The sequence below is a fragment of the Flavobacterium glycogeni genome, assembly GCF_048286775.1.
Classification (GTDB): Bacteria; Bacteroidota; Bacteroidia; order Flavobacteriales; family Flavobacteriaceae; genus Flavobacterium.
Genome location: NZ_JBLVPV010000005.1, coordinates 158,646 through 185,213 on the forward strand (window position 1 = coordinate 158,646; position 26,568 = coordinate 185,213).

Sequence of the window (26,568 nt, forward strand, 5' to 3'; positions counted from 1 at the left end):
GTTTTCTGAAAGGTTTTTTGATTGTTAAAAGGAATGTTGACTGAAAAACAGGTTTTATTCTTCATCCTCTTCATTAGTGTTTGACATGTGGTAAATAGCATCGCCTTCGTAAACAATAGGGGAATGATTGGCATTGATCACATAACCATCATTTGGCGCTTTCACTTTTCGCTCAAACTTTCCGTACGGATCTGTTATGGTGGCTAGAATTGTTCCCTTTTGTACAAAATTACCAATAGTATTATAATCATGCAACAATCCGGAACATTTGGCTCTAATCCACCCTGATTTTTCAATATAGATTGAAGGCGATTTTGGTTTGATTGCCGTATGTTTTGGGTCTAACATGCCAAGGTGTGACAATAGGCGTTTTGCACCATTAACTCCTTCATCGGCTACGGAATTATTAATGTCAAGTGATTTTCCGCCCTCGAAAAGCAGCATTTTTACATTCATTTTTTCACTGGAACTTCTGAAAGAACCTGAAATGTTTTTGGAGTACAACGTAAACGGAGCATTAAAAACATCTGCCAATATTTTTAACTGTTCATTGTTCTGGGTAAGACGAATTTGCGGCGCATTGAAACGACTGGCGCCGCCGGCATGAAAATCAACGGCATATTGTACAATTGGCATAATCTCCGTTAAAATATGAAACGCGAATCTGCTGGCTAAAGAACCTGTTTTGCTGCCGGGGAAAACCCTGTTTAAATCCCTGCCATCGGGAAATTCCCTGGATTTATTGACAAATCCATATACGTTTATAATTGGAATACAGATTATGGTTCCTTTTTTTGGCCTGTTTATTTTTTTGCGGATAAGTTGCCGAACGATTTCGACACCGTTAATTTCATCTCCATGAATTCCTGCTGAGAAAAGTACCACGGGGCCATCAATTTTAGACCGTCTTACAATGACGGGGATGTTTAGTTTTGTAGTGGTGTGTAATCGGGCAATTTCGACATTGATGGTTTTGCTTTCGCCGGGAACAATGCTTTCGCCGAAAATTACGATTGGTGTGGTATTGGTTTTTATCATAGGTTCTTGAAACCATAAAAATAACGATAATAACGAATTAGAAACTAAAATTCTGATAAAAATTTCGCTGGAAAGATTTCAAGAGTATTGATTTGTATTTCGTGATTTTTGAGATTAACTTTGTTACATGAATCCAATAACTTTAGCCTTACAAATTCAAACCTTACCAGACGGTCCCGGCGTATATCAATATTACGATAAGGAAGGGAAAATTCTGTATGTGGGCAAAGCCAAAAACATAAAAAAAAGAGTTTCTTCTTATTTTAATAAAATTCATGATACGGCCAAAACCAATGTGCTCGTAAAAAAAATTGTCACCATAAAACACATTGTGGTTCCTACGGAAACCGATGCCCTTTTATTGGAAAATAACCTGATAAAAACATTGCTGCCGCGCTACAACGTATTGTTGCGGGATGATAAAAGTTATCCGTGGTTGTGTATCAAGAAAGAACCTTTTTCGCGCATTTTTGCCACTCGAAGAATGGTCAAAGATGGGTCGGAATATTTTGGGCCTTACACCAGTTTCAAAACCGTAAACACTATTTTAGAACTGATAAAAGAATTGTATCCGCTGCGAACCTGCAATTATGATTTGAGTAAAAGCAATATTGAAAGCGGAAAATTCAAGGTTTGTCTGGAATACCATATTGGCAACTGCATGGGGCCTTGTGAAGGTTTCGAAACGTTAGAAAATTACCAAAAGCAAGTTGACGCGATTCGTGAAATCCTAAAAGGGAATTTCAAAGAAAGCATGAAGGATTTCAAACGCGTCATGACTAATTTGGCTCAAGATATGCATTTTGAAGAAGCGCAAAAAATCAAAGAGAAAATAGAAATTCTCGAGAATTACCAATCACGTTCCACAATTGTAAATCCTAAAATCACGAATATTGATGTTTTTTCGATTGTCTCGGATGAAAGTGCGGCGTATGTGAATTTCTTGCAAATTTCTCACGGTTCGATTATTCGTTCGCACACTATGGAAATCAAAAAGAAACTGGACGAATCCGATGAAGAATTATTAGAATTGGCAATCATCGAATTGCGAGAGCGTTTTCAATTGCTGTCTCGAGAAGTTATCGTTCCGTTTCACGTTGATTTGGGTGAAAACATAAAAATTACCGTTCCGCAATTGGGAGACAAAAAGCAAATATTGGATTTGTCGATTCGCAACGCTAAGTTTTACCGAATCGAACAATTAAAACAATTGCAAATTGTAGATCCTGATCGCCATACCAAAAGGATTATGACGCAAATGCAAAAAGACTTGCGATTGCCGGTGGAGCCAAGACATATCGAATGTTTTGATAACTCGAACATTCAAGGAACAAATCCTGTTGCAGCCTGTGTGGTTTTCAAGGACGGAAAGCCAAGCAAAAAAGACTATCGCCATTTTAATATAAAAACTGTCGAAGGACCTGATGATTTTGCTTCGATGACCGAAGTGGTTTATCGCCGTTACAAAAGATTATTAGATGAAAACGAGCCTTTACCACAATTAATTATCATTGACGGAGGAAAAGGGCAATTATCCTCGGCATTAAAAAGTATCGATGAATTGGGTTTGCGAGGAAAAATTACGATAATCGGTATTGCCAAGAGGCTGGAAGAGTTATTTTATCCGGGTGATTCCATTCCTTTGTATCTGGATAAAAGATCGGAGACCTTGAAAATAATCCAGCAATTGCGCAACGAGGCGCATCGTTTTGGGATCACGCATCATAGAGATAAAAGGAGTAAAGCGGCACTAAATTCTTCGATAGAAAGTATTCCCGGTATTGGAGAAAAAACGATGCTGGCTTTAATTCAACACTTTAAAAGTGTTAAAAGATTGAAATTAGCCACAGAAAAAGAAATTTCTGACGTTATAGGTATGTCTAAAGCCAAAAAAATTACCGAATTTTACAAGGCCACAAATGAATGATTAATTTAGATTATTGAAATTTGGGCAAATAATGCCGGATCGTGCCAAATTTTATTACTACCAAATTGCTCCTTATGAAGAAAATTGCTCTATTATTCATTGTTTTTGCAAGTCTGACTGTGTTTTCGCAAGAGCAAAAGAAACCAAAAATTGGTTTAGTTTTAAGTGGAGGCGGTGCAAAAGGATTTGCGCATATTGGAGTTTTGAAAGTATTGGAAGAAGCGGGAATCAAGATTGATTACATTGGCGGAACCAGTATGGGAGCGGTTATTGGCGGTCTTTATGCTTCGGGTTATAATGCAAGTCAGATTGATTCTATTTTTCATGCAACTAATTTTGACGAACTGTTAAACGATTTTATTCCGAGATCTTCCAAGAATTTTTACGAAAAAAGAAACGACGAATTGTACGCGCTCGTTTTGCCGTTTAGTAAACTCAAAATAGGTATTCCGGAAGCGCTGTCAAAAGGGATGTATAATTATAATTTGTTAAACAGAATTACCAGAAACGTTAGGCATATTAAAGATTTTAATCAGCTTCCAATTCCTTTTCTATGTATTGGAACTGATATAGAAACCGGAAAAGAAGTGTTGTTGAACAAAGGAAATCTGGCACAGGCTATGATTGCCAGCTCCGCATTTCCGTCTTTGTTTTCTCCTGTGGAAATTGACGGAAGGGTGCTTGTGGATGGAGGTGTCGTTAATAACTATCCAATAGAGGAAGTGCGAAAATTAGGCGCGGATATTATAATAGGTGTTGATGTTCAAAATGATTTGTTAGATAGGAGCCAGCTTAAAGATGCCACGAGAATCTTGGTCCAAATTACAAATCTTCAATCCATTGAAAGGATGAAAAAAAATGTAAAAGAAACGGAGGTCTATATAAGGCCGGATGTCAAAAACTACGGAGTTGTGTCCTTCGACAAAGGAAAGGAAATCATTAGAAAAGGGGAAGAAGCCACATTCTCAGTTTATGAGAAAATAAAATTACTTGCCGATGGGTCTGGTCCGTATAAGAAGCCGAATTTAAAATTAACAACAGACAGCTTGCAGATTATAGACATCAATAGCAATGAATTGGATAATTATACCAAAGAATATGTAATAGGTAAATTAAGATTTAAACCGGGAGCTAAAACGTGTTATGATGATTTGTTGAAGGGAATAAATAATATCAACGCAACTCAAAATTTTAGTGCTATATCCTATTCATTGGATGAAAATAAAAACGGGGATGATTTAAATTTAACTTTAAAAGAAAACCCTACAAAAACGTATTTGAAATTTGGATTGCATTATGACAATTTATTCAAGAGTGCTGTTTTGATTAACCTGACACATAAAAAAACGTTTTTTAAAAATGACAGAACTTCTCTGGATATAGTTTTGGGAGATAATATCAGGTATAATTTAGATTATTATATAGAGAATGGATTTAATTTGAGTTTTGGTTTCAAATCGCAGTTTAATCAATTCAATAGAAATGTAGCCAAAGAAATTAGCACTTTAGATTTAGGAGCTTTGGGTGTAAAATCAATCAATGTTGATTTTCACGATTTAACAAATCAGGTTTATTTTCAATCTTTATTTGTTCAAAAATTTTTGATTGGCGGAGGAGTTGAATTAAAATATTTAAAAATAAAGTCGGAAACATTGGCCAATGCTGACCCGGTAATTGATAACAGTAATTACTTAAGTCTTTTTGGTTATATGAAATTTGATTCTTTTGATAATAAATATTTTCCAAAAAAAGGATGGTATTTTTCAGGCGATATACAATCGTATTTGGTGTCCTCGGATTACACAGGAGTTTTTGAGCCTTTTTCCGTCGCAAAAGCAGATTTTGGAGTGGCTGCAACACTTTTTAGAAATGTAACGGTTAAATTTCATACGGATGCCGGTTTCTCCTTTGGGAATAAAAGTGTTTCTTTTTTTAATTTCATTTTGGGAGGTTACGGTTACAATCCGATAAACAACTTCAAGTATTTTTATGGGTATGATTATTTGAGTATTGCTGCCAATAGTTATATAAAATCAACAGGAACGATTGATTATGAGTTTTATAAGAACAACCATTTCAATTTTTCAGCAAACTTTGCTAATGTTGGCGATAAAATTTTCGAAACGGTAGATTGGATTTCAATCCCAAAATATTCAGGTTATGCAGTAGGGTATGGTTTAGAGACAAGAATTGGACCTATAGAAATAAAATATTCCTGGTCTCCGGAAAATGCAAAAGGATATACTTGGTTTAGTATTGGGTTTATGTTTTAATTGTAATTTAATTCAATAATAATTCCGATATTTGTTATCATGAAAACAACTTGGAGCGGTTTATTAGGATATCTGCAATTTCTCATCAAGAGGAACCCTGAATAAATTGCATTTTTTTGATTTAATTAAATAAGTTTAGTTCGACAAAACTTTAAACTTTTAAACGTTAATTTTTAAGCAAAAGAATCATGCCTTTATATCATAAATTGGGAAACTTCCCCCAAAAAAGACACACACAATTCGAAAAGCCAAACGGCGGTTTATACTATGAGCAACTTTTTGGAACAGAGGGTTTTCACGGTCATTCGTCATTATTATATCACGTTCACAGACCAACACAGGTAAAGGAAATTCTAAAATCCTATTCGGTGGAGCCTAAAATTGCCATTGGAAAAAACATAAAATCGTTGTTATTAAAAGGTTTTGAGTTAAAACCCGAAGATGATTTTCTGGACAGTCGCAAAGCGATGTTAGTCAATAAGGATTGTACTATTGGGTTGGCTGCGCCAAGACAATCGTTGCGCAACTATTTCTATAAAAATGCCGATGCTGATGAAATGATTTTCATCCATAAAGGAAAAGGAAAATTGCGTACCATGATGGGAAATATTCCTTTCGAATATGGAGATTACTTGATTATTCCCCGTGGAATGATTTATCAAATTGATTTTGAAACAACCGAAAATCGATTGTTTTACGTAGAATCTTTTGCGCCTTTTTATACGCCAAAAAGATATAAAAACGAATCAGGTCAACATTTAGAACATTCGCCATTTTGCGAGCGCGATTTCATTTTGCCAACAGAATTAGAAACGCACGATGAAAAAGGCGACTTTCTAATCAAAATCAAAAAAGAAGGAATGATACATGAATTCGTTTACGCTACGCATCCCTTTGATGTAGTAGGTTGGGACGGATATAATTTCCCTTACGGATTCAGCATTCATAATTTTGAACCTATAACAGGTCGCGTGCACCAGCCGCCACCGGTTCATCAAACATTTGAAACGGCAACATTTGTAGTTTGTTCGTTTTGTCCACGATTGTATGATTACCACCCAAAAGCAATTCCGGCACCTTATAATCACAGTAATATTGATAGTGATGAGGTTTTGTATTATGTAGATGGCGATTTTATGAGCCGCAACAATATCGAGCAAGGACACATTACATTGCATCCAAAAGGCATTCCGCATGGACCCGCACCAGGAGCAATGGAGCGCAGTATTGGCCAAACCATAACCCACGAATTAGCAGTAATGGTCGATACATTTCGCCCGTTAATGGTAACCGAAGAAGCTATGGGATTAGATGATGGTCAGTATTATAAATCTTGGGTTGACTAGGAATGGGTTTTAACCCATTCATTAATAGAATTCGTTAAAAAACCAATTGAACCAATATATGTCATTTATAAAAGTATATATTCATTTTGTTTGGAGCACAAAAAATAGAGAGCCGTTTCTAGCAACGAAGGAATTTAGGGGAAAAGTTTGGAATCACATTTTAGAAAATGCAAGAGAAAAAGGAATATTTATAGATTTTGTAAATGGTTATGAGGATCATTGTCATTGTTTAGTTTCGTTAGGATTGGATCAATCAATTCAGAAAGTAATGCAGTTAATAAAAGGAGAATCATCTTTTTGGATAAATAAACAAGAAGAATTTAAACCAATTTTAAAAGAGCAAAAATTTGAATGGCAAGATGAGTATTTTGCTGTGTCAGTTTCAGAATCTGTAGTTGATAAAGTTAGAAATTATATAAAAAATCAGGAAATCCATCATAGCAAAAAATCTTTTCAAGAAGAATATGATGATTTTATTGATAAATATGGGTTTCAAAAATTCAAAAATTAAAATTTGGCTAAAGCCAATTCAATAACAAATATTTTACCTCCAGATAAATCTGGAGGCAATTCAAAAAACAAATAAATACCATGTCAAAAGAAGTAAAATCAGTAGAATACGGGCTAGAAAAAATATTTGAAGGAGCGCAAGATTTCCTTCCGTTATTAGGAACCGATTATGTAGAATTCTACGTAGGAAACGCAAAACAATCCGCACATTATTATAAAACCGCTTTCGGATACCAGTCATTGGCCTATGCCGGATTAGAAACTGGAGTAAGAGACAGAACGTCATATGTGCTAAAACAAGATAAAATCCGCATTGTATTAACCACACCATTAACACAAGATTCTCCCATACACGAACATTTGAGAAAACATGGAGACGGAGTAAAAGTTGCGGCACTTTGGGTAGAAGATGCGACTAGTGCTTACGAAGAAACAATGAAACGTGGCGCTCGCTCTTTTATGGAGCCTACGGTGGAGAAAGATGAGTTTGGAGAAGTAGTACGTTCGGGGATTTATACTTACGGGGAAACCGTGCATATTTTTGTAGAACGCAAAAACTATAATGGTGTTTTCTTGCCTGGTTATAAGGAATGGAAATCTGATTACAATCCGGAGCCAACTGGATTAAAATACATAGACCACATGGTGGGGAATGTAGGTTGGAACGAAATGAATACTTGGGTTAAGTTCTATGAAGACGTCATGGGATTTGTGAATTTCCTTTCTTTTGATGATAAACAAATTAATACCGAATATTCGGCGTTGATGAGTAAAGTAATGTCCAATGGAAACGGAAGAATTAAATTCCCAATCAACGAACCTGCCGAAGGAAAGAAAAAATCACAAATTGAGGAATATCTGGACTTTTATGGCGGACCTGGAATTCAGCATATCGCTATAGCGACGGATGATATTATCAAAACAGTATCGCAATTGAAAGCAAGAGGAATAGAATTCTTGTCAGCTCCTCCACATACCTATTATGAGGCTATTCCGGAGCGATTGGGCGATCACATGAAAATGATGAAAGAAGATTTAAACGAAATCGAAAAGCTGGCCATTATGGTCGATGCTGATGAAGAAGGGTATTTATTACAAATATTTACAAAGCCTGTACAAGACAGACCAACTTTGTTTTTTGAGATTATTCAAAGAATGGGAGCCAAAGGCTTTGGTGCGGGGAACTTTAAGGCGCTATTTGAATCAATTGAGAGAGAACAGCAATTGCGAGGAACGCTGTAAAAAAGCATTATTTTTACATATTGTGAAAAAATAACCGACAAACAACATGTTTTTTTGTAGATGTTGTGTTAAACTTTATTTTTCGCTAAAATAACTGGATTTGTTAGCTACCTTTGCACTCGCAAAAAGGGAAGGGGTGGTTTCCTTCCTGATTTCATATAAATTTCATAGTTTATAGTTTTTTGGTTAGTTAATAGCATAAAAACTCAGTCATTATTTGACTGAGTTTTTTTGTTTTAATATATTTGGAACAAAATTTGTTATTAGAGTCACTGAATTGACTAATAAAGTAATGATGAGAAAAATAATACTATTCTTTGTGCTGGTAATGACCGTAAGTTTTGATTCTCCAAAAGAGGATGCTTATGACGTGGGAGAATGGTTCAAATTTCGAATTCATTATGGGATAGTCAATGCCGGCTATGCCACACTGGAAGTAAAAGACGCTACCGTGAATGACAAAAAGACGTTTCATGTTGTAGGTCGAGGATATACTACCGGAATGTCTCGCTTCTTCTTTAAAGTGGATGATTTATACGAAAGCTATATTGACAAGGATACCAGAAATCCATACCAGTTTGTCCGAAAAATTAATGAAGGGGGCTACACTAAAAATCAAGAAGGTTTTTTTAATCAATCTACAAATAGAGTTCTTGTCAAAGATTACAAACATAAAACAGAGAAGACACTTTACGTTCCTAAAAACACACAGGACATTTTGTCTACCTTCTATTATCTAAGAAATTATCCTGGGATTGATAAGTTAAAAATAGGAGAGTCAGTTGCGATAGATATGTTTTTTGATGATGAAACGACAAAGTTTAAACTCAAATTTATAGGTCGTGAAAATATTACAACTAAATTTGGTGTGGTGTCAACAATGGTTTTTAGACCTTTAGTACAATCAGGGCGTGTTTTTAAAGAACAAGAAAGTCTTACCGTTTGGATTTCAGATGACGATAATAAATTGCCAATCAGAATAAAAGCCAGCTTGGCAGTAGGTTCAATAAAAGCAGATATAGATGCATACAGAGGATTGAAAAATCCTTTTAAAACAAATAAATAATGAGTAATACTGATAATTCAGAAACGATTTTAAAAGAAATTGAAATTAAATACCAAGCAATAAATCAAAAAACAGAGACACAGCTGGAAGGATTGTTATGGTCAAAACCAATTACGTATTGGGATTATATTCAAACGGATGCATTATTGGGTCTTCAAATTCAAAGAACAACGCTTCCTGATGAAATGGTTTTTATTATGTATCACCAGGTAAATGAATTGATCTTTAAGATGATACTTTGGGAAATGAACCAGATTTCTTATTGTGAAAATATCAAAACTGATTTTTTCACCGAAAGATTAATGAGAATCAGTCGGTATTTTGATATGCTGACAACTTCTTTCGGTATTATGGAAAATGGAATGGAAGTGGATCAATACATGAAATTTAGAAATACGCTAACTCCTGCCAGTGGTTTTCAAAGCGCGCAATACCGTTTAATAGAATTTTCTTCTACAGACCTAATAAATCTTATCGATCACCGTTATAGAGATTCAATAGATAGAAACACGCCTTATGAATTTGCCTTAGAGCATTTGTATTGGCAAGCGGCCGGAAAAGATTATCATACCGGTAAAAAATCTTTTTTACTTGAGGAATTTGAAAAAAAATATAAGAAGATGTTCCTGAATCATATGGAAGAATACAATACCATAAATATTTGGCAAAAATTCAAACAGCTTCCAGATTTAGATCAAAAAAATCCAGAGTTAATAGTAGCGATGCGTCATTATGACCATACGGTGAATATCACCTGGGTAATGCAGCATTTGAATACGGCAAAGAAATATATTGATCAGAGCGGTAAAGGAGATGGTGAAGCGACGGGCGGAAGTGACTGGAAAAAATACATGCATCCAAAATACCAACGCAGAATATTTTTTCCGGAATTATGGTCGGCAGAGGAACTGGCGCATTGGGGAGAAGAAAAATAATTTGAATAAAAAAACATAATTTGAAACAAGTATTATTAGCGATTATAGTATTATTTTCTTTGGTTTCTTGTAATAAATCCGATGAGATTCTAGAAAAAGAAATTATAAAACCAGCGGTTAAAAAGATAGAATTTGGGTTTAAATATTCTGATTTTAACGTCGTTCAGGATACTATAAAAAAGGGAGACACTTTTGGAACTATAATTGAAAAGCAAAATATTGGAGACAAAAAAGTCTATGATATTATTGCTAAGGTCAAAGATACGTTTGATGTCAGGTCTATTAGATTCAATAAGCCTTACACACTGCTTCGGTCTAAAAACAAGAAGAACGATTTACAGGTTTTTATCTATCAGCCGGATGCATTGAACTATTATGTAATTGATTTACGTGACACTGCAGTTGTTGTTTATAAAAAAACAAAACCCATTACGATTAAGCGACGCACCATTGGCGGGGTTTTGAAAGAATCATTGTCTGAGACTTTAGGCAATGCCAAGATTGAAGGGGCATTGGCAAGTAAAATTTCTAAAATTTATGCTTATTCCATTGATTTTATGAAACTCAAAAAAGGAGATCGTTTTGCGATAACTTTTACGGAACGGTTCATAAATGATTCTGTTTATGATGGAGTGGAAGAACTGGAAGCATCCTTTTTTGAATACAAAGGAAAAATTATTTACGCATTTCCTTTTGCTCAAAATCCGGACTCAGATAAAATAGAATATTACGATGAAGATGGAAAAACGTTAAAAAATTTCTTTCTTAAATCTCCAATAAAATTCAGTAGAATATCCTCTCGATTTTCAACTAGTCGATTTCATCCAGTTCAACACAGATGGAAAGCGCACAAAGGAACGGATTATGCGGCGCCACGCGGTACGCCTATTACTACAACGGCTGGCGGAGTTGTGGAGCAAAGTGGTTTTACGGCCGGAAACGGGAATTTTGTAAAAGTAAAGCACAACGGAACCTACTCGACACAATACTTGCACATGTCTAAAATATTGGTAAGACGAGGGCAACGTGTCAGTCAGGGTCAGGTTATCGGTTTAGTAGGAAGCACAGGTTTGGCAACCGGACCGCATGTATGTTATCGATTTTGGAAAAACGGTAAGCAAGTGGATGCACTAAGACTTAAATTGCCTAGCGGCGAACCGATGAGCGGAAGAAATAAAGATCGGTACATTAAAACGATTACTCCGTTAAAGTTTGAATTAGATAGTGTTGCCAATTTATAAATCAACAATTTAAATTAACTAAAAAGATTTATTTGGCGAATAAATAGAAACAATTAGTGTGATTATATGTCAACCACTATTTGGTGTTTTTCCTGCTAAATTGTTATATAATTCAAAACTCATTTAGCGTTAAAACTAATTTCAGTATTTTTGCCAGAATTTAAATAATACTACAAACTACCTATAAATGGCTTTAAATACGATAAACCCAACAGAAACGAACGCTTGGAAGAAACTTGAGATGCATTACAACGAAATGCAAAAAGCTTCGATGCAGGAACTATTTCAATTGGACGCAAGCAGAACTGAAAAATTCAATTTGAAATGGAATGATTTTTTAATTGATTATTCAAAAAATATTATCAATCAAGAAACACTTCAGTTGTTATTGGAATTGGCAGATGAAGTAGGTCTTAAAAGTGCCATTAAAGACTATTTTGATGGCGAAATAATCAATCAAACCGAAAATAGAGCAGTTCTTCATACTGCATTGCGATCCAAAGAATCGACGGTTATAAATGTTGATGGGGATAATGTGGTTTCTGAAATTTATGAAGTAAAAAGTAAAATAAGAGCATTTACTAATGAAGTCACTTCAGGTGAAAGAACTGGTTATACGGGAAAATCTTTCACTGATGTTGTTAATATAGGTATTGGAGGTTCTGATTTAGGCCCTGCTATGGCTGTCGAGGCATTACAATTTTATAGAAATCATCTGAACGTTCATTTTGTTTCCAATGTGGATGGAGATCATGTAAATGAAATTATAAAAAAACTAAATCCGGAAACGACACTTTTTGTAATTGTTTCTAAAACATTTACAACGCAGGAAACACTGACCAATTCTGAAACTATCAGAAAATGGTTTTTATCCCGAGACTTCGGGACGACTCAAAAGGATGTGGCGAAGCATTTTGTTGCAGTTTCTACCAATATCCAAAAAGTAACAGAGTTTGGGATAAATCCTGACAATGTATTCCCTATGTGGGATTGGGTTGGCGGAAGATTTTCTTTGTGGAGTGCCGTTGGACTTACGATAAGTTTAGCAGTTGGATACGATAATTTTGATGAATTGTTAGAAGGAGCGAATGAAATGGATGAACATTTCAAAACAACCGATTTCGGCAAAAATATGCCAGTAATTTTGGCTTTATTAAGTGTTTGGTACAATAACTTTTTTGGTGCCGAAAGTGAGGCTTTAATTCCTTACACGCAATATTTACAAAAATTAGCTCCTTATTTGCAACAAGGGACTATGGAAAGTAATGGTAAAAGTGTAGGTCGTGATGGGAAGCCGGTAAATTATCAAACGGGGACTATTATTTGGGGAGAGCCGGGAACTAATGCGCAACATGCTTTTTTTCAATTGATTCACCAAGGAACAAAATTGATTCCTGCAGATTTTATTGGGTTTGTAGCTCCTTTGTATGGAGATAATGATCATCATGATAAGCTAATGTCTAACTTTTTTGCACAAACGGAAGCGTTAATGCATGGGAAATCTGTAGAACAAGTTCAGGCTGAATTCGATAAACAAGGTATTCCGGAAGAGAAAGCTAAATTTCTTTTGCCGTTTAAAGTTTTCGCGGGCAATAAGCCTACAAATACTATTTTAATCCAGAAATTATCTCCAAAAACTTTAGGTTCTTTGATTGCTTTGTATGAGCATAAGATTTTTGTACAAGGAATTATCTGGAATATTTTTAGTTTTGATCAATGGGGTGTAGAATTAGGAAAACAGTTGGCGAATTCTATTTTGGAGGAGATTAATACAAAAACAGTCAAAAATCATGACAGTTCTACAACCTTTTTATTGAATCATTTTCTGATGAATAAATAAGTTTTTTTATTCTTAATGGATATTCTAAACGACAAAACCTTGGCTTTTTTAAGTCAAGGTTTTGTCGTTTAGGAGATTAAATGATTTTTTTTTAGAATTAATAGGATATTTTGTGTTCAGTTATGCCGCGATTTTTTTAATTAAAAATACAAAAATACTATGCATGAATAGTAATTATGTATTTTTTTAACAAAAAAACAGAACAAATCATTTTAAGGTAAAAAATCCTACTTAAAAATATGCCATTCTTAACGTTATGTTAACTTTTTTAGTCAAAAATGTTATATTTTTGCCAAATATTAATAAATTAAACAATATGAAAAAATTATTAAAATTATTTTTAATTCTAGTTGTACTAATGTTCGCCAATCCTGGTGTTTACGCACAGGGTAACACTACCTCTTCTATTAGCGGTAATGTTTATGATAAGGACTCTCAATCCTTACCAGGAGCATCAATTCTTGCAACCCACACGCCATCAGGTACTCGATACACTGCATCTACAGATTATACGGGTAATTTCAGAATCTCAAATATGAGAGTTGGAGGTCCGTACAAAATCGTTATTACTTTTATTGGTTTTAAGACATTTGAAGATAGTGAAGTTTACCTTCAATTAGGTGATTCAAAAGATTTTAAAGTTGTATTACAAGAAGAATCAAATGAATTGCAAGAGGTTGTAGTTAGAACTTCAAGAGATAATACTTTTAATTCACAAAGAACTGGAGCTCAAACAGTAATTAATTCAGATAAGATTAAAGCATTGCCTTCTTTGTCTAGAAACATTGCGGATTTTGCAAGACTAACACCGCAAGCTCAATTGAGAGGGGATGATGTCTTATCTATCGGAGGTCAAAACAATAGATTTAATGCTATTTACATTGATGGTGCTGTAAGCAATGACGTTTTTGGATTAGCTGCAAATGGAACTAATGGAGGTCAAACAGGAGTAAGTCCTATCTCTATTGATGCCATTGAGCAATTTCAAGTAAGCGTAGCTCCTTATGATGTAAAGCTTTCTGGTTTTGCAGGAGGAGCAATTAGCGCGATTACTAAATCAGGAACTAATAATTTTGAAGGTTCAGCTTATTTTTTTAATAGAGATGAATCTTTAGCAGGAAAAACACCTCCTTCATTAGCTGGAGCAAATGGAAGACAGAAATTAGCTGATTTTTCAGCTCAAACGTATGGTGTTCGTGCAGGTGGAGCTATTGTAAAAGATAAATTGTTTTATTTTATAAATTATGAAAGACAAGACAATGAAACACCACAGCCTTTTGATCCGACAACTTACACAGGTTTGTCAGGAAATAGATTGGGAGAATTAAGAACTAAGCTTGCTACTTACGGCTATGATCCAGGTTCTTTTGAAAATAATGTACGTACACTTGTAAGTGATAAGATTATCGGTAAATTAGACTGGAATATTAATGACAACCACAAATTGTCTTTAAAGCATAGTTACGTTGCTGCTGAACAATTTTCTCCAAGCCGTTCTTCTGCGACTTCAATTAGTTTCATAAATGGTAGTCAATTGTTTAATTCTAAAACGAACTCTACCGCTTTAGAATTAAACTCAAGATTTGGAAATAAATTCTCAAACAATTTAGTTGTTGCCTATACGAGTGTTGTTGATGATAGAGATGCAGCTGGAGATCCATTTCCAACTGTACAAATAAACGACGGAGCCGGTCGAAATATTTTCTTTGGAGCAGAAGGGTTTTCTACAGCAAATCTTTTAGATCAAAAGATTTTGACGATCACAGATAATTTTGAGATCAATGTTGGAATGAATAAAATTACTATTGGTACTCACAATGAATTTTCTCAATCCAAAAACGTATTTTTTGGAAACAATTATGGGTCTTATAGATATAGTACTTTAGATGATTTCTTACTTGATAGAAGACCTAACAGATTTCAAATGAACTACTCTTTGATAGGAGGTAGTGGAGATGAGTCACTAGGAGCTGCTGAATTTGGAACTAAACAATTTGGTTTCTACTTACAAAATGACATGAGATTAACTGATAATTTTAAATTATCTTATGGTGTGAGAGTTGATGTACCAGTTTGGGAAAATGGTATGGGTAATGATGATTTTAATAACAGAACAATAGGTTTGTTACAAGCTGCCGGTAAAAATTTGCAAGGAGCTAGAGTAGGAGAAAGAATTAATACCACAGCTCATTTTGCACCACGTTTAGGTTTTAATTATGATGTAAATGGTAAAAAAGCTACTCAAATTAGAGGAGGTTTAGGAATCTTTACTTCAAGATTACCATTAGTATGGCCAGGTGGAACTTATAACAACAATGGTGTTACTCAAGGTGCTATTTCAATCGAAAATACTACAGCGCAACCAAGACCAGCACCATTTTTCAATCCAAACCCAAGTGTTGATAGTCAAATTGCTCCACTTCCTGCATCTAATCCTAGACCAGGTTCAGGCGGTAGAGGTGGAAATGTTGATTTGTTTGCAAAAGATTTCAAATTGCCTCAAGTTTTCAAAGCGAGTTTTGCTGTTGATCAAAAATTACCTTTAGGTTTTGTTTTGACTTCTGAAATTACGTATAATGATAACATCAGCGCAGTTACCTACGAAAACTTAAACATCAGAAATTCATCAAGTAATTTGACGGGTCCTGATACAAGACCTCGTTATAATGGGAGTCTTAATAGAGTTGATAACTCTTATTTAGGAGTATATTTAGGTTCTAATACAAGTGAAGGTAAAGCGTATAATGTAGCTTTTACATTAGCTAAAAACTTTAGATCTGATTTCATTGATGCTAATATTTCTGGAACATATTCTTATGGTAAATCTACTGTTCTACTTGATGCGACTTCTTCTCAAAACAGTTCACAATGGAATAATACTGAAACAGTTAATGGTGCAAACTATTTAGCGCTTTCAAGATCTGATTTTGATCCAGGAAGAAGAGTTATCTCTAATGGTAATGCAACATTCAAATGGAATAAATTTACTAAATCTAGAATTGGTGTATTCTATGAAGGAGCGCAAGGGACTCCAATCAGTTATGTTTATTTTGATAACGGACGTTTATTGCAAGATACATTCTCTAACTCAGCATTGATTTATGTTCCTGCTGCGCAAAGTGAGATCAGACTTGTTACTACTTCTTCTAATACTTTAACTCCTCAACAACAATGGGATGCTTTAAGCGCTTTTATTGAAGGTAATGAATACTTGAGAGGTAGAAAAGGAGATTATGCTGAGCGTAATGGTGATCGTTTAAAAACAAGCCATGTAGTTGATTTAAAATTCGCACAAGAATTTACTTTTAACATTGGTAAAAAGAAACATACATTAGAGTTTACTGCAGACATTTTTAACTTCACCAATCTTTTAAATAAAAATTGGGGTAAAAGATATTTTACAAGCAATGACCAAGTACAGTTGCTAACACAAGTTGGTTTCGTAACGGGTACTAACACACCTACTTTTAGCTACAATCCAACTATAGGTGACAACATTAATCAAGCTGATGATGTAGGTTTGAACTCATCAAGATGGCAAATGCAAACTGGTGTTCGTTACACGTTCAACTAGTTTAGTTTAAAATAGTGAAACCCTCATTTCAATTGAAATGAGGGTTTTTTTATGCCTTTTTTTCTTATATTTGTTAAAACAAAAACATTATTTATGTACGATTTTATTCAAAAATTTCATTCCGGTTGGGGGTATTTAGCACTTTTAGTATTAGTGGTTGCGGTGGTTAATTCCTTTATTGGGATGTTTTCTAAAAAAGATTTTACTTCAAAAGACAGGAAAATTGCATTGTTTGCATTAATAGCAATACACACCCAATTGTTAGTTGGGTTGATTTTATATTTTGTGTCGCCTAATGGATTAAATATGATAAAAGCAGTTGGAATGGGTGGATTAACAACCGAAAGCAGATTGCTGGCTTTAGAGCATCCGTTAATAAATATCATTGCAATTGTTCTAATCACAATTGGTTGGTCTAAGCATAAAAAATTAATAGCTGGCGAATCAAAATTCAAAACCTTCTCTATTTTTTATGGCTTGGGATTAGTACTTATCTTAAGTAGGATTCCATGGAAAATTTGGTTTTAAAAAACCAAAAAAGCCCTAGAAATAGGGCTTTTCTTATCTAGGTATGGTTTTTGTAAAATAGATTTAACTAATACGATATATATGAAAAAATCAATAACATTATTTTTTTTACTTGCAATTGTTAGCTTAGTCAGCAGCCAAAGTTCAATCTCAGATAAACAAAAAGCAGCAATACAAAAAGACACACTTAAAAAAGGTAAAGCAGTAATTGAATTACAAGATAACAAATTAGATTCTTTAATAACTTCATTAGGAAAATTTAAAATCTATAAAAAGGAGGCGCATGCATCCTATTATGCCGATAAATTTAATGGAAGACGGACTACAAGCGGTAGAAGATTTGATAATAACAAGTATACTGCCGCACACAAAAAACTTCCTTTTGGTACAAAAGTAAAAGTGACCAATGAAAAAAATGGGAAGTCCGTAATTGTGGAAATTACCGATAGAGGACCATTTGTAAAATCTAGAGAAATTGACCTTTCAAAACGAGCCTTTATGGATATTACCTCTAATAAAAGCAGCGGCGGAATGAAAGTGACAATGGCGGTATTAAGCAATTAAATTACCAGTTTTTGTAGGGATTAGTGCTTAAATAAGCATTGTAATAACGGTTACTGTTTGTCACTTCTTCACCTAGCCAACTTGGTTTTTCAAAAGTTTCCATTTCAGAATCAAGCTCAATTTCAGCGACAATCAACCCTTCATTGTCACCATAAAATTCATCAACCTCAAAAACATGATTGCCTCGTTTTATCTCAAAACGGGTTTTGTCAATAACGCCTTTTTCGCATAACAATAATAATTCCTTTGCTTCAGCAACAGGAATTTCTTTTTCCCACTCAAAACGAGACATGCCGGAATCATTTGAAATCCCTTTTATGGTCAAGTATCCTTTGTCACCTTTTATGCGCACCCGTACCGTACGTTCTGGAACCGAACTCAAATACCCTTGCGCAATATGATTTTGTGCGAAAACTTCTTCTTTGAATGAATCATTTAAAACCAAAAATTTTCTTTCTATTTCAATCATTTTTTATAAATATTTTGGAGCTATCCCGATAGCTATCGGGACCAGCTATTCATTTCAATTTCTCAATCATAAAACTTTTTTTCTATTTTTAAAAAAGGAGCTTCTTGGGTCGCTCTTTTTTAAAAAGAAAAAATAGTTTTTTTCAATCGAAGATTTCCACTTCTATCTGGGCTAATCCAGAAACTCAAAGGTATCAAATATTTCTATTTTTCATACTTATACCATTTAAGCTTTCTTTTTAATGGAATAAAACAGTGTCTATTTGTCATTTGACAAAGCCACAACAATATAATCCAGTAAATTCTATGTTCAAACGGTATAACAATTATTTTATGAATAAGTTAATGGAAGTTGTTGGGTCGATTTGTATTTTTACAAAAACCGAATGAATTCAAATATGCCAATTTTTAAAGTAAAATCTAAACCAACACCAGCAGCACTACTAATTAAGTTTTTTGGGGAAAACCAATCTTGGCGTGAAACGGAAGATAGCTTAGAACCCTTAATCGATTTGATTAGGCTGATTAGACCTTTAAAAATTAAAAAACTGGAAACGGTTGATTTACAGGAAATCATTTCTTTTTTCAATGAAAATGATTCTTGCAGAGAACAATTCTCGATATATCTCAAAGAAATAGTAAAAGATAAAAAATTCAACAAAATACTTTCTGACGCAGCTATTCTACAAGATGTAGATTTTATTTTTGAAGTCAAAAAAAGAATTTTCGCTAAGTTTTTGCCCTACCAGCCTCAAAAAGATACTTTAGAATATATTCTTAATCAGGTTTTCTATTTGGCCAACGATACGATTTGGATTAATAAAATTCCATCCAGTCAATTGGAAGAACTATACAGGCTTTTCAAATTCAAATCAATTTATGAAAGTGTAGCACCTAATTCAGTTTTGTCGGAATTATTAGTTGCAATGGATTTAATTACGCAACGAATTAGTGGTCGTGCCTTGGAAACCGATGTTATCAAAATGGTTCCGGAATTTGATGATTACGAAAGTCCTTTTACAGCTTTTGAAAAGGAATTATTCCTGATTGAAGACCGAATTAGAAATTCTGAAAACCATTTTATTAAACCCGATGATTTGTCCTATGCCCAGCTGTTAGTTTTACATAAACAATGCGAAGACTTTGTGGAGAAAGCATTTCATAATAGTTCAAAATACGGAATTTCACTTCGTGTAAATCAGAATTTATTAAAAATCAGACAGCAATTAGTGCGACTTAAATTTTTAATTTCATTATTGATTATAGAAAAAGGAAGTGATAAAAAAAATAACGGAATTACATTGGCTTTGCACTTGATTAAATACAATTGCTACAAAAACAATGTTAGGAAATTTATTGGCGAAAGCACCCAACTCATTTCCTATGAAATAACGCAACATACGGCTAAAACAGGGGAGCATTATATTACTGAGAGCCGACAAGAGTATTTCAAAATGTTTAGAACTGCTTTAGGAGGAGGATTTATAGTAGGTATTTTATGCATCATTAAAGTTTTACTTTCTAAAGCTGATACCAGTTTTTTTGGGCATGCATTCCTTTACAGTATGAATTATGCTTTTGGATTTATTGCTATTTATCTTCTGGGATTTACCTTGGCAACAAAACAACCCGCTATGACAGCTTCAGCTTTGATTAAAGCATTGGAGGAAGGTGTTATAAAAAAAGGAAAAGATGCCGAAAAGTATAAAGCTTTTGCTATTCTTTTTGCACGTGTGTTTCGTTCTCAGTTTATCGCTTTTGTGGGGAATGTAATCATGGCTTTTCCGGTTTCATTACTTGGAATCTGGGGTATTGATTATACGTTACAGTATAATATTGCTGCAACTAAATGGGAAGGCTTACTTATTGATTTGAGTCCGATTCACTCTTTAGCCATATTTCATGCGGCTATTGCAGGAGTATTTTTGTTTTTGTCAGGAATCATCTCAGGAAGTATTGCAAACAGGGATAAACACAATCAAGTGTATTTTCGAATTACAGAACACCCTTTGCTGAAAAGGAGTTTTGGAAAAGACAGAACGGTTAAATTAGCCAAATTATACAGAAAAAGATGGGCTGGGATTATTTCAAATTTCTGGTTTGGAATATTCATGGGAAGTACGGCATCTATTGGCTTGTTTTTGGGATTGAATCTTGATATTCGACATATCACTTTTGGAAGTGGAAATCTCGCTCTGGCGTTATACGGTGCGAATTATGCAGTAAGCGACTCGATGTTATTCTGGGGTATTTTTGGGATTGGTATTATAGGATTGGTTAACTTTATAGTAAGTTTTAGTCTTTCACTAGGGCTTGCATTTCGTTCGAGAGCCATCTCATTATTCGAATTGCGATTTGTTACGGTTTCCATTTGGAATCATTTCAAGTCGAGACCCATTAGTTTCTTTTTTCCAACGGAAAAGAAAGATAAATCAGCGGTTGTAGAAAACTATTTGCACGTGGAAGATCAAAAATAATTTTTAGCGCTAATAAATCATTAGGAAATAGTGTTGGATATTCAATCAGTTTAGATGCAGGAATTAATTCCAAATAGAAAAATCATACACGTTGACATGGATGCTTTCTATGCTTCAGTGGAGCAAATGGATAATCCATTATTGCGTGGGAAACCTATTGCTGTTGGCGGCTCAGAAAATAGAGGAGTTGTTGCAGCGGCAAGTTATGAAGCTAGAAAATTCGGAGTTCGAAGCGCTATTAGTGGGGTTATGGCCAAAAAAAATTGTCCAGAACTCATTTTTGTAAGACCGCGTTTTGACAGATACAAGGAAATTTCGAGTAAAATCCAAAAGATTTTTTATGAATATACGGACTTGGTTGAGCCTTTATCACTTGATGAAGCGTATTTAGATGTTACCAATAATAAAAAAGGAAATCCAAGCGCGACATTATTGGCACAGGAAATAAGACAGCGTATTTTCAACGAAGTGGGTTTAACGGCTTCGGCAGGAATATCAGTGAATAAGTTTGTGGCTAAAATTGCCAGTGATTACAACAAGCCCAATGGTCAAAAAACGGTCAATCCGGATGAAGTTATTTCGTTTTTGGAAGAATTACCCATTCGAAAATTTCATGGTGTTGGAAAAGTGACTACTGAAAAGATGTATCAATTGGGAATTTTTACCGGAGTGGAGTTGAAAAGCAAAACATTGGATTTCTTGGAGAAACATTTCGGAAAATCGGGAAATTTTTATTACAATGTAGTAAGAGGAATCCATAACAGCGAAGTGAAATCAGACCGAATTACAAAATCAGTTGCTGCCGAACATACTTTTGATGTTAATCTTTCTTCAGAAATTTTCATGATTGAGAAATTGGAGGTCATTGCCGGTGCATTGGAAAAAAGATTAAAAAGATACAATGTAGCAGGAAAAACAATCACTTTAAAAATAAAATACAGCGACTTTACACAGCAAACCCGGAGTAAAACTTTGCCTTATTTTATTTCAGATAAAGGATTGATTTTAGAAATTGTAAAAGAGTTGCTCTATCAAGAACGCATGAAAGACTCTGTTCGATTACTTGGAATTTCACTCAGCAATTTAAATACCGAAGAGAAGAAGTTTGTTGTCGTGCAGTTGAAATTTGATTTTTAATTAAGTAATTGACTCGTTCAACAATGGTTAAAGTCTGAAATATGTGGTTTTATTTTTATAAATAAAATTACATTTGGTTTTTTAACATAAAAAGGCATGAGTAATTTTAGACAATACGAAGAGGCAATTGCTAAGTATCACAGTAGTTTAAGCGTAAAAACAGTTCCTGTTTCTTCTTGGGATTTCCATAATGATTTTTTAGGTTTAATTAAAAATCTCTTTGTGGATTTAAATAAACTGGATGCTCTTGCTTCCCAAAATAAATGGATTCGTAATAATTGGGATTTAAAAACAAGACTACAAGAAGAAGTAATAATTGTAACAGATACTAAATTAAACATCGTTTTTGCTTCGCATAATATGATGAAAATGAATGGTTATCTGGAAGCAGAAGTTCTGGGTAAAAGCCCTAAGATGTTTCAAGGTGCAGCAACCGATTTGAGAATTTTGAACGAAATTCGTAGTGCAATACTAGTTCAAGAACCTTTTGAAAAAACAATTGTGAATTATAAAAAAAATGGAGATGTTTATGGATGTAAGATAAAAGGATTTCCAGTCTTCAATACAAAAGGGCAGTTAAGCCACTACATAGCTTTTGAGAAAGCGGCATAAAAGAGAAAACCTTTCCAAATTGGAAAGGTTTTCTCTTTTATGAAATTTTTTATAATGGTTTTAATTCTTACTGTTCAATTTAGATAGCAATCTTAAAAATTCAATATACAACCAAACCAGTGTAATCATTAATCCCATGGCGCCATACCATTCCATGTATTTTGGCATTTTTTGTTCGGCACCTTTTTCTATTCGATCAAAATCTAAAAATAGATTTAAAGCGGCAATTACAATAACAAAAATGCTGATTCCAATGCTCATCATTGAGTTTCCATAATGCACGGGAACAAAACTGGTAAACATAGAAAACACCCAAGATATAAGGTAATAGGTTGCAATTGCAAGTGTAGCTGCCACAACAACCGATTTGAATTGCTCTGTTACTTTTACGATTTTATATTTATACAATCCCAGACAAACCATAAAAGTTACAAAAGTTGCGCCTACTGCCTGAATTACGATTCCGGGATACATGGCTTCAAATATTGCCGAAATTCCACCAATAAATAACCCCTCGAACAGCGCATATCCTGGAGCTAAATATGGGGAATATTGTGGTTTGAAAGCTGAAATAAGTACTAAAATTAATCCCACAATAGCACCGCCAATTGCCGGAACCATTGGATTCATGCCGTTAAAAGCCATCCACCAAATTACAGTTGCAGAAGCGGTAAGCAGTAAAAACAAGATTAAACTTTTATTAATGGTTCCTGACAAAGTCATTTCGTCGTTATAATCAATGATGTTAGCTTGATGTACTTCGTCATTTTTTGAAACTGCAGTGGAAAAAGTTTTATTATTTAAAAATGGATTCTTTGAATTGAAGTTCATAGTTTGTAGGATTATTTGTTGCTCAAATATAATTTTTATTTTGCAGAAGATTGTTTAAATAGTCTTAAATTTTTTTCGAATGAGAGTAGGACCGAAATACGTTTATGAATAAAAAAAATCTGTCTTATTTCGTTTTTAAAAAGAAATAAGACAGATAAGTATTTAAGTAGTTTTTAAACTATTCTATTTCAGAAATTCTCAAGGTATTAACCATTCCTTTTTCTTTTATTGGCATTGCGGCTAAATTAATAACAAAATCTCCTTTGGCAACATACCCTTTTTCTTTAACGATATCATTTATATCAGTCACAGTATCGTCGGTGCTTACTCTTTTGTCATACAAGAACGATTTTACGCCCCATAACAAATTCAATTGGGTAAGGATTCTTTTATTTGAAGTAAAAACTAAAATATGAGCGTTAGGTCTCCAAGCCGAAATCTGGAAAGCAGTATAGCCACTATTTGTCAAGGTACAGATGGCTTTAGCTTTGATAACATTAGCCATAGTCGCAGCGTGATGACAAATTGTTTTAGTGATAAAACGTTTTGTTTTAATCTGTGGGGTGTTTTGTGGCACTTGAATTAGCGGAGAATCTTCCACTGCTTCAATAATTTGTGTCATTTTTTGAATTACCTGAACCGGATAGTTACCGGTAGCCGTTTCTCCAGAAAGCATTACTGCATCTGCACCGTCCATAACCGAGTTGGCAACATCGTTCACCTCTGCACGAGTTGGTGTCAAGCTAGTAATCATTGTTTCCATCATTTGAGTGGCAACAATTACTGGAATTCTGGCAGTTTTAGCTCTGCGAATCAATTCTTTTTGAACTAAAGGTACTTCATGAGCAGGAAGTTCCACTCCTAAGTCTCCACGAGCAACCATCAAAGCATCACAATACGCAACAATTTTGTCAATATTTTCTAATGCTTCCGGCATTTCTATCTTGGCAATAATTGGAATTTTATAGTCCGAGTGTTCCGCAATTAATTCTTGTAGGTCTTGCAAGTCCCTTGGTGTTTTTACAAAAGATAATGCAATCCAATCAACGTTTTGTCCAATAGCAAAAATAGCATCTGCTATATCTTTTTCGGTCATAGCGGGAAGAGAAATTTTTGTATTAGGAAGATTTACTCCTTTTTTAGATTTCAATTCACCACCTTGAATCACTTTTGCTATAACTTCTGTTTTTTTATCCGTTTCAACGATTTCAAAGATAAGTTTTCCATCATCAAGCAAAATTCTTTCTCCAGGATTTACATCATTTGGAAAGTTTTGGTATTTCATGAATACTTTCTTTGCAGTTCCAAGAATGTCTTCGGCAGTGGTAAATGTAATTAAATCACCATCATGAACGATTACACCTTCTTCCATAACTCCTACACGAAGTTTTGGCCCTTGTAAATCACCCAGGATTGCAGTTGTATAGCCAAATTCTTCGTTAAGGCCTCGTATGATATTAATTTTTTCTTTTACATCATTGTAATCAGCATGAGAGAAATTCACTCTAAATACATTTACACCGGCATCAATCATGTCTTTTATGATTTCTCTTGTACTACATGCGGGCCCAAGTGTGGCTACAATTTTTGTTTTTTTGTTTGTGAGCATTTGTATTAAAAAATTAAATTGTTTTTTGATTTTATTTGATTTGTATCTACCGTATAAACTGTGGATACGTTATCTATGGTATTTAATAGGATCTGTATTTTGGATACATTCATGGTATCGTCGTTATTTTCTATTTTTAAAAAGTAATCTACTTTTTTAAATTCCGGAAGTAAAAATACTTTGGTTGAAACTTCCATTGTTACATTTGAAAATAGATTTTGAGTATTTTCTTTTTTGTATTGGGTAACCTCATTTTTATTTTGAATCAAATCCCAAGAGACGTCTTTTTCGGTATCATTATAATAAAATCTCGAAAAATTGGTCTCGCCTTCTTTTATATTAATTTGAATTTCATTTTTGCTTTTACTCAAATTTATAGGCAGCTTTTGATTGATAAAATAAGCCAATCGATAGTCTTCTAATGAAGTATGAATTGCGATGAGATCGTAATCTATTTCGTCAAATTCGCCAAGATCCAATTTATGAATAGCCATTTTGTGAAAAAATAAGATGTAAATATAGTATTTCTAACGAAGTATAGACCTCTCAGAATAAGATGTTTTCGTTAATTTATGAACGAAAACGTTATAGTTTTATGAAAATTGATATTATTTTCTGTCCATTTTTTCTTGAAATGCAAAATAAGCACGTTGGGATGCTTTTTCTTCCGCTTTCTTTTTTGAAGTTGCTCTTGCTCTTGCAATCACTTTGTCATCAATACTAAGTTTTACGCCAAATAAACGTTGTCCGTCAATTGCGTTATCTTCGAAAATATCATAATGAAATATTTTCTTTTCTTTTTGGCACCATTCTATTACCAAACTTTTATAGCTAATTACTTTTCCTTCGAGTCTTGCGATATCTACGTAAGGAATTATAACTCTTTTTTGAATGAATTTTTCACAATATACATAGCCTCTATCCAGATAAATTGCTCCTACGAGTGATTCAAAGATATTACCATGGATGTTTTCCCCAAAATGCTGTATTGGCACTTTGCTTTCTATATATTGTACTAAATTTAGGTCCTTCCCTAATTCGTTCAAATGTTCTCTGCTTACAATCTTTGAACGCATTTTAGTAAGATAACCTTCGTCTCCAGCGGGTGCTTTACTGAATAAATGTGCTGCAATTACCGAACTTAGCATGGCGTCACCCAAAAATTCCAGTCGTTCGTAATTGATCGGGTTTCCTAAAATATCCAGACGATTTGAGGAACGATGCGTGAAAGCTTTCTTATAAAAATCTAAGTTTAGTGGGTCAAAACCCAAGATTTTCTGAATAGAATCAAAAAAAATCCCGTCTTCTGGAGAACGGGATTTTGAAAATATTTTTCTGATTATACGCATA

21 protein-coding genes are annotated in these 26,568 nt (G+C 34.1%); 15 read left to right on the forward strand and 6 right to left on the reverse strand.

Features of this window, described 5'->3' with window-relative positions:
* Positions 1-54 precede the first annotated feature (54 nt).
* Complete coding sequence (locus ACNQGX_RS06010) at positions 55-1,038, reverse strand: succinylglutamate desuccinylase/aspartoacylase family protein (RefSeq protein ID WP_417974958.1); 984 nt, start codon at positions 1,036-1,038, stop codon at positions 55-57.
* A 127-nt stretch (positions 1,039-1,165) separates the two neighbouring features.
* Here ACNQGX_RS06010 and uvrC point away from each other — a divergent pair, with 127 nt between their 5' ends.
* The 12 genes from uvrC (at position 1,166) to ACNQGX_RS06070 (ending at position 18,084) form a co-directional block, all read left to right on the forward strand.
* Complete coding sequence (uvrC, locus tag ACNQGX_RS06015) at positions 1,166-2,965, forward strand: excinuclease ABC subunit UvrC (RefSeq protein ID WP_417974960.1); 1,800 nt, start codon at positions 1,166-1,168, stop codon at positions 2,963-2,965.
* Positions 2,966-3,039: 74 nt separating this feature from the next.
* Positions 3,040-5,238, forward strand: coding sequence for a patatin-like phospholipase family protein (locus tag ACNQGX_RS06020; RefSeq protein ID WP_417974962.1), 2,199 nt, complete (start codon positions 3,040-3,042; stop codon positions 5,236-5,238).
* Between the two features lie 188 nt (positions 5,239-5,426).
* Positions 5,427-6,584: a homogentisate 1,2-dioxygenase gene (locus ACNQGX_RS06025; protein WP_417974964.1), complete on the forward strand. Its 1,158-nt coding sequence runs from the start codon at positions 5,427-5,429 to the stop codon at positions 6,582-6,584.
* A 58-nt stretch (positions 6,585-6,642) separates the two neighbouring features.
* On the forward strand, positions 6,643-7,095 hold the full coding sequence (tnpA, locus tag ACNQGX_RS06030) for an IS200/IS605 family transposase (protein ID WP_417974966.1): 453 nt from the start codon (positions 6,643-6,645) through the stop codon (positions 7,093-7,095).
* An 80-nt stretch (positions 7,096-7,175) separates the two neighbouring features.
* Positions 7,176-8,336 carry a 4-hydroxyphenylpyruvate dioxygenase gene (hppD, locus tag ACNQGX_RS06035; RefSeq protein ID WP_131990552.1) on the forward strand — a complete coding sequence of 387 codons (1,161 nt, stop codon included), beginning with the start codon at positions 7,176-7,178 and terminating at the stop codon, positions 8,334-8,336.
* A 295-nt stretch (positions 8,337-8,631) separates the two neighbouring features.
* Positions 8,632-9,402 (forward strand): DUF3108 domain-containing protein, encoded by a 771-nt coding sequence (locus tag ACNQGX_RS06040; RefSeq protein ID WP_417974969.1) that lies wholly within the window; start codon positions 8,632-8,634, stop codon positions 9,400-9,402.
* Positions 9,402-10,337 carry a tryptophan 2,3-dioxygenase family protein gene (locus tag ACNQGX_RS06045; RefSeq protein WP_417974971.1) on the forward strand — a complete coding sequence of 312 codons (936 nt, stop codon included), beginning with the start codon at positions 9,402-9,404 and terminating at the stop codon, positions 10,335-10,337. Before ACNQGX_RS06040 ends, ACNQGX_RS06045 begins: the two co-directional genes overlap by 1 nt.
* Before the next feature lie 20 nt (positions 10,338-10,357).
* On the forward strand, positions 10,358-11,578 hold the full coding sequence (locus tag ACNQGX_RS06050; protein ID WP_417974973.1) for a M23 family metallopeptidase: 1,221 nt from the start codon (positions 10,358-10,360) through the stop codon (positions 11,576-11,578).
* Positions 11,579-11,765: 187 nt separating this feature from the next.
* A complete protein-coding gene (pgi, locus tag ACNQGX_RS06055) occupies positions 11,766-13,418 on the forward strand; it encodes a glucose-6-phosphate isomerase (RefSeq protein ID WP_417974975.1) in 1,653 nt (550 codons plus the stop codon).
* 316 nt (positions 13,419-13,734) lie between these two features.
* Positions 13,735-16,992, forward strand: coding sequence for a TonB-dependent receptor (locus ACNQGX_RS06060; protein WP_417974977.1), 3,258 nt, complete (start codon positions 13,735-13,737; stop codon positions 16,990-16,992).
* A 93-nt stretch (positions 16,993-17,085) separates the two neighbouring features.
* The gene (locus ACNQGX_RS06065) at positions 17,086-17,520 is read left to right on the forward strand and encodes a hypothetical protein (protein ID WP_417974979.1); all 435 of its coding nucleotides are present in this window, start codon (positions 17,086-17,088) and stop codon (positions 17,518-17,520) included.
* An 81-nt stretch (positions 17,521-17,601) separates the two neighbouring features.
* Entirely contained in the window at positions 17,602-18,084 is a 483-nt protein-coding gene (locus ACNQGX_RS06070) for a septal ring lytic transglycosylase RlpA family protein (protein WP_417974981.1), read from the forward strand.
* Position 18,085: 1 nt separating this feature from the next.
* Here ACNQGX_RS06070 and ACNQGX_RS06075 read toward each other — a convergent pair whose 3' ends face one another.
* The gene (locus ACNQGX_RS06075; RefSeq protein ID WP_417974983.1) at positions 18,086-18,553 is read right to left on the reverse strand and encodes a CYTH domain-containing protein; all 468 of its coding nucleotides are present in this window, start codon (positions 18,551-18,553) and stop codon (positions 18,086-18,088) included.
* A gap of 385 nt (positions 18,554-18,938) precedes the next feature.
* Here ACNQGX_RS06075 and ACNQGX_RS06080 point away from each other — a divergent pair, with 385 nt between their 5' ends.
* The 3 genes from ACNQGX_RS06080 (at position 18,939) to ACNQGX_RS06090 (ending at position 22,778) form a co-directional block, all read left to right on the forward strand.
* Complete coding sequence (locus tag ACNQGX_RS06080; RefSeq protein ID WP_417974985.1) at positions 18,939-21,029, forward strand: recombinase; 2,091 nt, start codon at positions 18,939-18,941, stop codon at positions 21,027-21,029.
* Between the two features lie 54 nt (positions 21,030-21,083).
* A complete protein-coding gene (dinB, locus tag ACNQGX_RS06085; RefSeq protein ID WP_417974987.1) occupies positions 21,084-22,166 on the forward strand; it encodes a DNA polymerase IV in 1,083 nt (360 codons plus the stop codon).
* 96 nt (positions 22,167-22,262) lie between these two features.
* On the forward strand, positions 22,263-22,778 hold the full coding sequence (locus ACNQGX_RS06090; RefSeq protein WP_417974990.1) for a PAS domain-containing protein: 516 nt from the start codon (positions 22,263-22,265) through the stop codon (positions 22,776-22,778).
* Positions 22,779-22,838: 60 nt separating this feature from the next.
* Here ACNQGX_RS06090 and ACNQGX_RS06095 read toward each other — a convergent pair whose 3' ends face one another.
* The 4 genes from ACNQGX_RS06095 to ACNQGX_RS06110 form a co-directional block, all read right to left on the reverse strand.
* Positions 22,839-23,609: a Bax inhibitor-1/YccA family protein gene (locus ACNQGX_RS06095; RefSeq protein ID WP_417974992.1), complete on the reverse strand. Its 771-nt coding sequence runs from the start codon at positions 23,607-23,609 to the stop codon at positions 22,839-22,841.
* Positions 23,610-23,787: 178 nt separating this feature from the next.
* Positions 23,788-25,218, reverse strand: coding sequence for a pyruvate kinase (pyk, locus tag ACNQGX_RS06100; RefSeq protein WP_417974994.1), 1,431 nt, complete (start codon positions 25,216-25,218; stop codon positions 23,788-23,790).
* A gap of 5 nt (positions 25,219-25,223) precedes the next feature.
* Positions 25,224-25,712: an IPExxxVDY family protein gene (locus ACNQGX_RS06105; protein WP_417974996.1), complete on the reverse strand. Its 489-nt coding sequence runs from the start codon at positions 25,710-25,712 to the stop codon at positions 25,224-25,226.
* Positions 25,713-25,826: 114 nt separating this feature from the next.
* Complete coding sequence (locus tag ACNQGX_RS06110) at positions 25,827-26,567, reverse strand: ribonuclease III family protein (RefSeq protein ID WP_417974998.1); 741 nt, start codon at positions 26,565-26,567, stop codon at positions 25,827-25,829.
* Between the last annotated feature and the right edge of the window lies 1 nt (position 26,568).

Coding starts and splice junctions, on each gene's coding strand:
- ACNQGX_RS06010 (WP_417974958.1), bottom strand. CDS start 1,038: ATGATAAAAACCAATACCACACCAATCGTAATTTTCGGCGAAAGCATT.
- uvrC (WP_417974960.1), top strand. CDS start 1,166: ATGAATCCAATAACTTTAGCCTTACAAATTCAAACCTTACCAGACGGT.
- ACNQGX_RS06020 (WP_417974962.1), top strand. CDS start 3,040: ATGAAGAAAATTGCTCTATTATTCATTGTTTTTGCAAGTCTGACTGTG.
- ACNQGX_RS06025 (WP_417974964.1), top strand. CDS start 5,427: ATGCCTTTATATCATAAATTGGGAAACTTCCCCCAAAAAAGACACACA.
- tnpA (WP_417974966.1), top strand. CDS start 6,643: ATGTCATTTATAAAAGTATATATTCATTTTGTTTGGAGCACAAAAAAT.
- hppD (WP_131990552.1), top strand. CDS start 7,176: ATGTCAAAAGAAGTAAAATCAGTAGAATACGGGCTAGAAAAAATATTT.
- ACNQGX_RS06040 (WP_417974969.1), top strand. CDS start 8,632: ATGAGAAAAATAATACTATTCTTTGTGCTGGTAATGACCGTAAGTTTT.
- ACNQGX_RS06045 (WP_417974971.1), top strand. CDS start 9,402: ATGAGTAATACTGATAATTCAGAAACGATTTTAAAAGAAATTGAAATT.
- pgi (WP_417974975.1), top strand. CDS start 11,766: ATGGCTTTAAATACGATAAACCCAACAGAAACGAACGCTTGGAAGAAA.
- ACNQGX_RS06060 (WP_417974977.1), top strand. CDS start 13,735: ATGAAAAAATTATTAAAATTATTTTTAATTCTAGTTGTACTAATGTTC.
- ACNQGX_RS06065 (WP_417974979.1), top strand. CDS start 17,086: ATGTACGATTTTATTCAAAAATTTCATTCCGGTTGGGGGTATTTAGCA.
- ACNQGX_RS06070 (WP_417974981.1), top strand. CDS start 17,602: ATGAAAAAATCAATAACATTATTTTTTTTACTTGCAATTGTTAGCTTA.
- ACNQGX_RS06075 (WP_417974983.1), bottom strand. CDS start 18,553: ATGATTGAAATAGAAAGAAAATTTTTGGTTTTAAATGATTCATTCAAA.
- ACNQGX_RS06080 (WP_417974985.1), top strand. CDS start 18,939: ATGAATTCAAATATGCCAATTTTTAAAGTAAAATCTAAACCAACACCA.
- dinB (WP_417974987.1), top strand. CDS start 21,084: ATGCAGGAATTAATTCCAAATAGAAAAATCATACACGTTGACATGGAT.
- ACNQGX_RS06090 (WP_417974990.1), top strand. CDS start 22,263: ATGAGTAATTTTAGACAATACGAAGAGGCAATTGCTAAGTATCACAGT.
- ACNQGX_RS06095 (WP_417974992.1), bottom strand. CDS start 23,609: ATGAACTTCAATTCAAAGAATCCATTTTTAAATAATAAAACTTTTTCC.
- pyk (WP_417974994.1), bottom strand. CDS start 25,218: ATGCTCACAAACAAAAAAACAAAAATTGTAGCCACACTTGGGCCCGCA.
- ACNQGX_RS06105 (WP_417974996.1), bottom strand. CDS start 25,712: ATGGCTATTCATAAATTGGATCTTGGCGAATTTGACGAAATAGATTAC.
- ACNQGX_RS06110 (WP_417974998.1), bottom strand. CDS start 26,567: ATGCGTATAATCAGAAAAATATTTTCAAAATCCCGTTCTCCAGAAGAC.